Raw genomic sequence first — 9614 nt, 5'->3', positions numbered from 1 at the left:
CGCCCGTCGAGTACGAGACCAACCACTACATGAAATCCACAAAACCCCAGGTCACAACCACAATCTGAGATCTCTACCGAACCCGGGGCGGTTCACCTACGACTCTGCCGACCGCATCACCGATGCCGGCTACACCTACGACGACCTCGGCCGCACCCTGACCGTCCCCGGTCACGGCAGCATCGACTACTACGCCAACGACCTCGTCCGCCGCCAGACCAACGGCACCACCCGCCAGACCTGGACCCTCGACGCCGCCTTCCGCCACCAGAGCTGGACCGTGGAGACCAGCGACGGCACCACCTGGACCACCACCGCCGGCAAGACCAACCACTACGCCGACGACAGCGACACACCCCGCTGGATCAGCGAATCCGCCACTGTCGGCGACATCACCCGTTACATTCCCGGACCCGACGGAACCCTCGCCGCCACCAGTTCCACCAGCGGCCCGGCAATCCTCACCCTGACCGCCCTCCACGGCGACATCGCCCTCTACCTCCCCCTCGACACCAACCAGGCCCCCACCACCTCCGACACCGACGAATTCGGCAACCCCCGCACCGAGACAGCCCCCCGCTACAACTGGCTCGGCGCCCATCAACGCAGCAGCGAAACCCTCACCGGACTCACCCTCATGGGAGTCCGCCTCTACAACCCCAACACCGGCCGCTTCCTCAGCACCGACCCCATCCGCGGCGGAAGCTGCAACGCCTACGACTACACCTGCGGCGACCCCATCAATCTCGTCGACCTCGACGGACGCATGGCTGCCATTGCGCTGGTCGGTCTGGCTGTCACTGGCATCAGCGCGGGAACGGTGCTCTCCATCATCGGCGTGGCCGCAGTCGTAGCGATCATCGGCCTCATCTGGTGGTATGGGAAAGCCTGGGCCATCAACAAGGTGAGAATCCTCTGGGCGAAGGCGCCAAAGAAGTCCGGCAAAGAGACTGCGCGCGACATTCCGTCATGGGCACGTGGCAAGGGGAAGGAGGGAACGGAAACGACAAAGAAGGCCGTAGACCGGACATTCAAGGAACACTACCGCCGGCTGCCCACCGCGAAGGAGCGCAGGTCGGGCGAGTGGAAGCAGATCGAAAAGCACCTCAATCGCAAGTAAGGAAGCTGGAGTGATCCGAAAGAAACTGCCGCGAGGATATGCGTGGCCTGTGACGCACAGTGAAATGCGGGATGCGATCGAACCTGCGTCGGCCAAGATCGTGGACCTCACGTTCGATCCGTCGACCACTGGAGACACATCCGAGATCATGGATGCCAGATGGACTGCGGCCCAGTCAAGGACTTACGGAGGCGGCGTGCATCCGGGATCCGTGGGGTTCTGGGTCTCGGTGTATCCCGTTCGCATCGAACGCAAGCAGGCGGCGAGGAGAGCGCTCCTCGAAGAAGGGGTACCCGGCATGTTGGCATGGATGAAGGGGCCTCTAGTTGCCAAGGAAGGATGGCAGGCAACACATCACAGAAGAGTATGGACCTTCAGGGACGGAAATCTGAAGGCCACTGACATTAAGTGATCTCCTTCTGCCAATGGCATAGGGGGCACTCCCCGAGCTTCGTCAGGGGTAAGCGGAAAATCCCCGGAAAGAGCTCATTGGAGTCGGCCATTAAGTACTTCAAGGATGAATACGGGCGACTTCCCACCAAGAAGGAGAAGGGCGCTAGGGGGTCGATCAGCAAGGCCCGTAAGTACCTCGACCGACACTAGTCGCGGGTAGTCGAAGGTGTCCGCCTGGCCTCGCGACAAATCATCGCGAGGCCAGGCGGACACCTTCCCCCCCACAAGAAAGTGCGAAAAATGACATCAGAGCTCGAAGCGCGGGAAAATGTCTTCATTCTGTGGCATGCCAGGCATTTGATCGAACAAGAAGACGGCCGGACGCTGCATCGTGATTCGGACGGCGAGGTGCGCTTGGACGAGACAGAGTGGAGAAACCTCGGCGTCTATCCGACCGAGTCGGCCGCCGAGGCGCAGGAGAAAGTGTCAATGCTTCTTCCAGGATTCCGAGACGAGCCTGACTGCTTCGTCATCACCCCTATGGAAGTCGATACCGACGATTGGATCGATGGATTCTTCACAGAGCATGCTGACGGACGGCAAGAAGACTGACCCGTAAACCTCACCGACCTCCGAAGGGATCACCGTGGAGAATACTTTCTATCTGCTCGTGCACCGGCATCACTTCCTTCCGCAGGACGATCAAGCATCGTCTGATGTCTTCGAAGACGGCGAGCCGCTGTGCTGGGATGACAGCGAGGAAGATTTCAAGGTGCTCGGCTTGTATTCCAGTACGGAGCGGGCCGAACGGCGCATCGAGCAAGCGCGAACCCTGCCAGGGTTCAGGAGATCACCCGATGGATTCCTCATCCACGAATACAAAATCGGACAAGTGCACTGGCCTGATGGGTTTCGCATCAAGCAGGGCGGCACTACGTAACCACCTGCAGCGGCCAGCCCCGGCCGCGCACAGGCCCCCTCAGGGGTGATTCTCGGCCCGACAAGCGCGCCCACGCGTAGCCTACGAGCTGAGCCTTTGCGCAGCACGATGCCGCGACCAACCGGTGGCCGGAGTTGCACCGGCTACTCGCGCTGGGGGCCAGGACATCAGCGTCGGTGTCCCGGCAAGAGCCGCCTTGCTGATGGGCCGCCTGCCGTCGCCCGCCTACTTGCTCGGCCGGTCCGCAATCCGCAACCTCTCCCGGATCGCCTTCGGCCGGGCCGCGATCCGCTGGCCCCAGCTCGGCTTCGGCAAGACCTCGTCCACCACCCCCGAGGCGCAGACCCCGCGCAGCCTGGTCGGCTTCAAGGACGGCACCCACAACATCGCCAGCAGCGACAGCGCCAGCCTCGACGGCCACGTCGGGGCCGCCCCCGGCGACGGCCCCGACTGGATAACTGGCGGCTCGTACCTCGTCGCCCGCCGCATTCGGATGCACATCGAGACCTGGGACCGCACCTCCCTGGCGGAGCAGGAGCAGGTCATCAGCCGCGACAAGCGCGAGCGCGCCCCGACCGGCCGGACCCGCGAGCACGACGAGCCCCGGCTCGTCGACCTGCCCGCCGACTCGCACGTCCGCCTCTCGCACCCGGACACCAACAGCGGCACCCGGCTGCTCCGCCGCGGCTACTCCTTCACCGACGGCACCGACGGCACCGACGGCACCGGCCGCCTGGAGGTCGGGCTCTTCTTCCTCGCCTACCAGCGCGACGTCCGCACCGGCTTCATCCCCGTCCAGCGCACCCTGTCGCGCGCCGACGCCCTCAACGAGTACATCGAGCACGTCGGTTCGGGCGTCTACGCGATCCCGCCGGGCGTCGAGGGCCCCGACGAATGGTGGGGTCAGCGGCTCCTCTCCTGATCATCTGCAGGACCCATCAATCCACGCCGCGTGCTGCGCGCCAATCTGCCTCGCCGCCCCTGCTGTTGCCGACCGCGTCTTCGGCGAGTTCAAGCCCATGCTGCAATCGGCCGCTGCACGCTTCTCCCAGCTGGTTGTGGCCAGCGAGTACCTTCAGGGGATGGAGCGCGGAAACAACCTGCAACTCGAAGCACCCCTGCGAAAGCACATCGCCCGTCTGCTCGGCTGATCCAGCCTTGTCCGCCTGCTGAGGGGCAGGCGGACAAGGCTGCCGATGGGCGTTACACCATGGACGCTGGTGGCCTACTCAACGCCGACGAGGGTGCACAGCCTCCGCACTCGGGAGGGTTGCGGGAGGAGCGGTCTGCTGGACCTGCTTCGCTGTGCGTTTTCCTGCTGGCACAGCGGTGGGCTACTTGGCGGGTACGAGGTCCAGCCGGTACAGGCGCCAGACAAGCACCTCGCTGACAGACTCCGTGCTTTCGAGCTCCCGCTGCGCAGCGACCCTGCGTAGGAGGGCTGTGCTGTCGTGGCCGGCGCGCTGGACTTGGTCCAGCAGGGCCGCCAAGGCGGGCCATCCAGCCTCGGCCTGGAGTCGGATGGCCAGCTTCGGCAGCGCGGTGCGGACCGCGTCGGCATGCTGCCGCTGTTGGCGCAGCGGCAGTAGCTGGCCGTAGGCGTGCATGCCCCCCAGCGGGGCTTCCGCGGCGGCTTGGTAGGCCGCGCGGAGGTGCACGGCCGTTTGGCGGGCGGCTTCGGCCTGCTGGGCGTGCCGGTGGGCGGCGTGCCAGCGTCCGGCGGCGACGACCGTGAGGAACTCCAGGCCGACGTCGCTGGCCTTCAGCTCTTCGGCGAGCATGGTGAGTTTGATGCCGCGGCCGAGGCGTTTGTGCTCGTGGACGACAAGGGTGACGGCGACGCCGGAGGAGCGGATCTCCCCGGCGGCCTCCAGCTCGGGGCGCCTGGTGGCGCGGGTGGAGATCTTCTCCGAGAAGACGCAGGTGACCCCGGCTTCGGCGAGGGAGTCGAGCTGTGCGTCGAGTGACTGTGCGGGTGCCGATAAATCATCCGCCCAGGTCACGGCCTTGATCGGCCATCTCTGATGCGACGTCGGCCGCCCCGCTGTCTTCACCTGAGCGAGGGAGGACGGCATCATGATCGGTCGTGCTGCTGCGCCTGGCCTACCTCGCCGCGACCAACATCTTCGCCCTGCTACGTCTGCTGCCGATGAGCGACCGCGACAAGGACATCGAAATCCTTGCGCTCCGACACCAACTGCTGGTCCTGCAAAGCCAGATCGCCAAGCCCGCCTTCACCGACACCGATCGCGCCATCCTCGCCGGCCTGCTCCACCACCTCCCGAGAGAGAAGCTGCGCCACCTCCTGCTGCTGGTACGCCCGGACACGATCCTGCGCTGGCACCGCAACCTGCTCAAGCGACGCCATGCCACCACCTGTGCGCCGAAGCGGCGTGGACGCCCGCCCACCGTCCGCTCGATCCGCGTCCTGGTCCTGCGTCTGGCCAGGGAGAACGCGTCGTGGGGGTATCGTCGGATCCACGGTGAGCTCGCGGCGCTGGGCATCAAGGTCGCCGCCTCCACCGTCTGGGAGATCCTTCGCGAGCACGGCATCCCACCCGCGCCCGAACGGCAGAGCACGACCTGGGCCGATTTCCTGCGCAGCCGGGCCGAAGCGCTGCTCGCCTGCGATCTTTTCGAGACCCGCACCCTGACTGGGGCACGGATGTACGTCTTCGCCGTCATCGAGCACTCCACGAGGCGCGTCCGGATCCTGGGCGCCACCGCGCACCCGACCGCGGAGTGGATCGTGCGGCTCGGCCGCAACCTCCTCATGGATCTGGAGGACGCGGGCACCAGGGCCAGTTTCCTGATCCGGGACCGGGACTCGAAGTTCACCGCCGCCTTCGACACCCTGCTGGCCGAAACCGGTCTGAAGGTCGTCACCACCGGCATCCGGATACCCCGGATGAACTCCCTCATGGAGCGATGGATACAGACCTGCCGGCGCGAGCTCCTCGACCGCACCTTGATCTGGAACCAGGGGCACCTCCTGCACGCGCTCCGCGAGTTCGAGACCTTCTACAACCGGCACCGGCCGCACCGAGCCCTGGGGCAAGCGGCTCCGCTCCGCCAACTCCCCGCACCAATCGCCGATCCCGGGCAGATCAGCCACCTGGATGTCCGTCGACGAGATCGACTCGGCGGAACCCTTCACGAGTACCAACATGCTGCGTGACCAGGATGGATGAATAATCGGCACCCGCAGTGCTGAGCTGGGCCGTGGCTATGAAGCGTCGGTGTAGGCGAGGTGGGTGGCGCAGACGGTGCAGCGGAAGAGCATGGCGCTTGCCCCCTGGCCGAGGTGGGTCAGGAAGCTCTCGAGCTGGGACGGATCGTGCCAGCCGCCCATTCGGAGGTCGAGTCGGAGCTGGTCGAGTGCCTCGGGGTGGGCTGCCAGCTCGGTGTATCCGACCTCGCCGATGAAGGTGGCCGCGTCGTTGCAGTGGACAAGCCAGTGCGGATCCTGCCAGGCGTGGAAGCCGGGGGTGCGGCGGGTGACCTGCACCAGGGTCTCCTCGCTGACGCCGTCGAGTCCGTATGCGTCGGTGAATTCACCTTCGAATCGTTCAGCGGCACTGCCATCGGCGATGCACCAGGGGCAGAATCTCCCGCTGACTTCCTGGGCCGTGTAGAAGGTGGCGGTGTAGATCCATCCCGTGCTGCGGTTGCAGCAGGCGCAGGTCTCGGAGCTCTCGCGGATGGAGCCGCTTGCGACGGGGTCGGGGTGGTAGCGGAATTGGGGCAGGTCGGTCGTCACTGGTGAGCCTGCCGGGGCATGGGGAGGTCAGCCTCGGCGCCGGTGGTCTGTGTGCCGGAGGGCATGCCTGTGAACCTCATGGGTCGCAGTCTGTCCGCAAGCAGGCTCGTGATCAAACGGTCAGGCTGAAATCCTGCTGGTCGGGGGTGGGGTAGAGGCGCTCGTGCTCGCGGGCGGTGTGGAAGCGCCAGTAGGAGTCGAGGTCGCCGTTGGCGACGAGGGCGCGGAGCCGTAGGACGGCTTCGGCTTCGTGAAGGCCCCAGCGGGCGCCGGTGATGTCGAGTCGGTCGGCGATCAGGTGACGGCAGGCGCCTTCGACCGCGCCGGTGGCGATCGGCCAGCCGTTGTCGAGCGCGGTGTCGTAGCGGAGCTGGTCGAGGTGGCCGGTCAGGTAGCGGTAGCAGGCGTCGACGGCCTCGCGCCGGGTGGCTGGGAGGTGTTCCCGATCGGCTTGGGCGGTCATCTGGTCCGCGGTGCGGGCGGCGTGGCCTGCAAGGATCGCGGTCAGGTGGCCGGCCGCCCAGGCTTCGGCCCCGGTGGTGCCGGGCTTGTGGAAGGCGTGGGCGGCGGCCCAGACGTACTCGGCGACGTGCACGAAGTCCAGCAGCACGTGCAGCGTGACGCCGCGTCGGCCGGCCTCGGCGGTGATCAGGTCGAGCTGGTGACGGGCGCCGTCGACGAGGACGAGCCACGGCCGCAGATGCTTCGGGTCGCGGGCCTGGGCCTGGTCGAATGCGTCGGCGATGACCTGCTCGGGCGGGCGGACCAGGGAAGCGGTGCACCATTTGTTCTCGGCCTTCGGCCCGCGGCGGGCAGGTCGTTCGCCGCTTCGGCCGCCGGCCGGGTGGATCACGTCGTGGGGGCGCCTTGGGGCCGGGCGGGTGTCGAAGACACAGGCCACGGTCGCCATCCGTTTCCGGTTCGGCTTCTCGCCCGGCGCGAGCCGGCCGCGATGGCCGCCAGCCGCAGCCTTCGCGGCGGCCCGGCGGGTGGCCTCCCGCAGGGCCTCGGGCCGCATGACCACGCCCTTGCCGTCCACCTGGACCACCAGCGGCATCGCGCGGCTGCACGGGAGGGGGATCTTCGCCCGGTAGAAGGCGTCGGCGTCGACCGCGGCCGCGACCACCAGTTCTTCGAGTCGGCGTTTGCCCAGCACCTTCCCGCAGTGGCGCTCGACCGCCTGCTGGGCCTGGTCGAACGAGCCTCGCACTGCTTCGGTGACCGCGAGCCGGCGCAGGCCCATCGAGTGCCGGCCCGCAGGCAGTGACAGCGCGGCGTCGGCGGGGTGCACGTTGCCGACGCCAGGACCCCGGTGGGCGACCCGGGCCACGCGGACCAGCCCGAAAATGCTGGCCAGCCAGCGGGAGTGTCCCGTCTCCCGCCAGGGCCGGGCTCGTCCCTCCGGCCCCACCACGAGAGGCCTGCTGCCGGCGCGGACCTGTTGCTCTTCGCGCATCGCACGAAGGTCCAGATGGTCCTGCAGCAGCTGCCGTAACAGCTCCCGCCCGGCGGCGTCGAGGTGTTCTTCCAGCTCGGCGTGGGTCCACACGCTCGCATCCGTGCCCGACAGGGTGTGCATCAGGGTCTCGAAGGCACTGACCGAGCGGGCAAAGGGGTCAGCGGTGGCATGAGTGTCGTACGGTTTCATCTCCAGGGCTCTTCCTGTCCTGCATCCGATTGGGTCGCACCTTCGACTGTAGGCGGAAGAGCCCTGTTGTCAGCGGGAGTTGGGCGAAGCGGCCGCGCGGCGGCGGGCCGGGGTGAACAAGCCGGGGGTCTCCTCGTCCAGCCAGCCCCGCTCCACCAGCCGCTTCAGCTTCGACCGGGTGCCCTCGATCTTCCCCGTCTCGGCCGGCAGCCCGATCCTCGGCACGATCTGCTTGGCGCGGACCGGCCCCGGTGCGTCCGCCACCACCTCCACGATGTCGCGGTACACCGACGGCAGCACATCCGGCATCATCCCGGGCTGCCAGTTCGGCACGGTCAGCACTCCGACGACCTGCCGCTCGGCCCCCGCATACGCCGACGCCACCCGCTCACCCGCAGGCGACTGTCCGGCATCGGCCGCCGCTAGCGACACCTCCGGACCCATCTCCGCGAGCACCTCGGCGACCGTCTCCCGCGTGATCCGCACACGCTCCAGCCCCTCCCGGGCCAGTTCCAGCCTCCCGGACAGCTCAGCGACCTCGGCTTCCAGCTCTTCCACCCGAACCCGGGCGGCCGCCTCGCGGGCTTCCAACTCCTCGAACAGCGAGCCCATCCGCTCCCCCTCCTTCTCCACCACCACGGTAGAGACGAGAAGCCCCGAACACAGCCCCGATCAGCGTTCTCCCACCTCAGCACCTCCCTTCAAAGGAACCGCACCCGACCGAGAATGTAGTCGGCGTGCTCGCGCTGGGTGTGCATGGCGTCGCTGGTGACGACCACCCCGGCCAGGTCGGCCACGGTCTCCAACAGCGGCTGGAAGCAGGTGATTTCGTTCGTCTTCTCCTGCACGTCCAGCTGGGCCGGGACCAGGCCGGTGGTGTGGTCCAGGGCTGCGAGCAGGTGGATCCTGCGGCCGTTGGCCCTGGCCGCTCCGCGCAGGCTCTTGCCGTCGACCGCCAGGCCGCGCAGCCGGCCCTCGGCTCGGTTGCGGCGGTCGGCGAGCCAGCGGCCGACCGCCAGGTCCAGCGTGTCGCCGTCGATCCGGGCCAGCAGTCGTCGAACCGTTGTTTCCGCAGGCAGAGACCGTTTGGGGAACAAGGGGTCGAGTCGCATGCCGACTTGTTCCAGCACGTGGGGCGGAGCGTCGGCAATCCATTCGCCGACCGCCAGCAGCGACGTTGCCCCGGCCAGCACTGCGCAGGCGGCCAGGGCAAGAACGCCGACCAGCGCGTGGCGCACTCCGCGGGGATCACGCGGATCGGGCACCTGGGCGAGGCGGTCCAGCAGTCCGGGCACTTCTTCCGGCGCGGCCTCGGCATGCTCGCGGAGTTGGTCAAGGGCAGGCGGGATCAGCGATGATGCTTCGGCAGGCACGGTCTTCCAGACAGGTCACGGGGCGTCGAGAACTCCATGATCTTGGAGGCCGTGCCTGTTCCGCTCTCCCCGGCCGACCAGACCGTCATGAACCGGATGCCCGTCGACTACGCCGAAGCCATGGCATGATGCCGGCACGTGGGATGGCTGAATCATGTGTAGCGACTTAACGTGAACATGATTATTCTCGTTCGGTCAACTACTGTGGGGGGTTTATTGTGCGCGCTTCAACGAAAAGATGGGTTGGTGTGCCACTGAGTGCTATGTGCGCTTTGGTGATCACGACGACTCTGCTGCGTAATTCCTGGGTCAGGCCGTGAGTCGGTAGGCGAGGCGTTCGAGGCGGCTGCTGCGAGTGTGGTGCCGGTCGTGTCCGGTCC

At 67.1% G+C, this 9614-nt stretch carries 10 protein-coding genes and 1 pseudogene; 6 read left to right on the top strand and 5 right to left on the bottom strand.

Annotation, left to right across the window (positions count from 1 at the left end; all coding sequences use genetic code 11):
• The 5 genes and pseudogenes from ACIBB8_RS36660 to ACIBB8_RS36640 all read left to right on the top strand — a co-directional run.
• The coding region (locus ACIBB8_RS36660; protein WP_398959612.1) for an RHS repeat-associated core domain-containing protein at positions 1 to 1120 on the top strand (1120 nt) is incomplete at its 5' end.
• A 10-nt stretch (positions 1121 to 1130) separates the two neighbouring features.
• On the top strand, positions 1131 to 1532 hold the full coding sequence (locus ACIBB8_RS36655) for a hypothetical protein (RefSeq protein ID WP_366695083.1): 402 nt from the start codon (positions 1131 to 1133) through the stop codon (positions 1530 to 1532).
• 281 nt (positions 1533 to 1813) lie between these two features.
• Complete coding sequence (locus ACIBB8_RS36650) at positions 1814 to 2125, top strand: hypothetical protein (RefSeq protein ID WP_366695081.1); 312 nt, start codon at positions 1814 to 1816, stop codon at positions 2123 to 2125.
• A 34-nt stretch (positions 2126 to 2159) separates the two neighbouring features.
• Positions 2160 to 2453, top strand: a complete 294-nt coding sequence (locus tag ACIBB8_RS36645; RefSeq protein WP_398959610.1) for a hypothetical protein — start codon at positions 2160 to 2162, stop codon at positions 2451 to 2453.
• 244 nt (positions 2454 to 2697) lie between these two features.
• Positions 2698 to 3375, top strand: a pseudogene (locus ACIBB8_RS36640) (Dyp-type peroxidase); the annotation flags it as partial.
• A 412-nt stretch (positions 3376 to 3787) separates the two neighbouring features.
• Here the strand turns inward: ACIBB8_RS36640 and ACIBB8_RS36635 are convergent.
• Positions 3788 to 4456 (bottom strand): recombinase family protein, encoded by a 669-nt coding sequence (locus ACIBB8_RS36635; RefSeq protein ID WP_398959608.1) that lies wholly within the window; start codon positions 4454 to 4456, stop codon positions 3788 to 3790.
• 83 nt (positions 4457 to 4539) lie between these two features.
• On the opposite strand from ACIBB8_RS36635, the gene ACIBB8_RS36630 reads away from it, so the two are divergent.
• Positions 4540 to 5631 (top strand): integrase core domain-containing protein, encoded by a 1092-nt coding sequence (locus tag ACIBB8_RS36630; RefSeq protein ID WP_398959606.1) that lies wholly within the window; start codon positions 4540 to 4542, stop codon positions 5629 to 5631.
• Positions 5632 to 5679: 48 nt separating this feature from the next.
• On the opposite strand, the gene ACIBB8_RS36625 is transcribed toward ACIBB8_RS36630, so the two are convergent.
• The 4 genes from ACIBB8_RS36625 to ACIBB8_RS36610 all read right to left on the bottom strand — a co-directional run bounded on the left by ACIBB8_RS36625 (position 5680) and on the right by ACIBB8_RS36610 (position 9234).
• A complete protein-coding gene (locus ACIBB8_RS36625) occupies positions 5680 to 6213 on the bottom strand; it encodes a CbrC family protein (RefSeq protein ID WP_398959604.1) in 534 nt (177 codons plus the stop codon).
• Between the two features lie 112 nt (positions 6214 to 6325).
• Positions 6326 to 7861, bottom strand: a complete 1536-nt coding sequence (locus tag ACIBB8_RS36620; RefSeq protein ID WP_398959602.1) for an ISKra4 family transposase — start codon at positions 7859 to 7861, stop codon at positions 6326 to 6328.
• Between the two features lie 69 nt (positions 7862 to 7930).
• Complete coding sequence (locus tag ACIBB8_RS36615; RefSeq protein WP_398959600.1) at positions 7931 to 8500, bottom strand: hypothetical protein; 570 nt, start codon at positions 8498 to 8500, stop codon at positions 7931 to 7933.
• Positions 8501 to 8562: 62 nt separating this feature from the next.
• Positions 8563 to 9234: an ISAs1 family transposase gene (locus tag ACIBB8_RS36610; protein WP_398959598.1), complete on the bottom strand. Its 672-nt coding sequence runs from the start codon at positions 9232 to 9234 to the stop codon at positions 8563 to 8565.
• Positions 9235 to 9614 lie beyond the last annotated feature (380 nt).

This window comes from Streptomyces sp. NPDC051286, from assembly GCF_044455345.1.
Lineage (GTDB): Bacteria > Actinomycetota > Actinomycetes > Streptomycetales > Streptomycetaceae > Streptomyces.
This window is presented reverse-complemented; position numbering and strand designations above follow the sequence as displayed.

What these genes read in the sequence shown, in the direction of transcription:
- ACIBB8_RS36650 (WP_366695081.1), top strand. Translation starts at nt 1,814, where the DNA reads ATGACATCAGAGCTCGAAGCGCGGGAAAATGTCTTCATTCTGTGGCAT.
- ACIBB8_RS36620 (WP_398959602.1), bottom strand. Translation starts at nt 7,861, where the DNA reads ATGAAACCGTACGACACTCATGCCACCGCTGACCCCTTTGCCCGCTCG.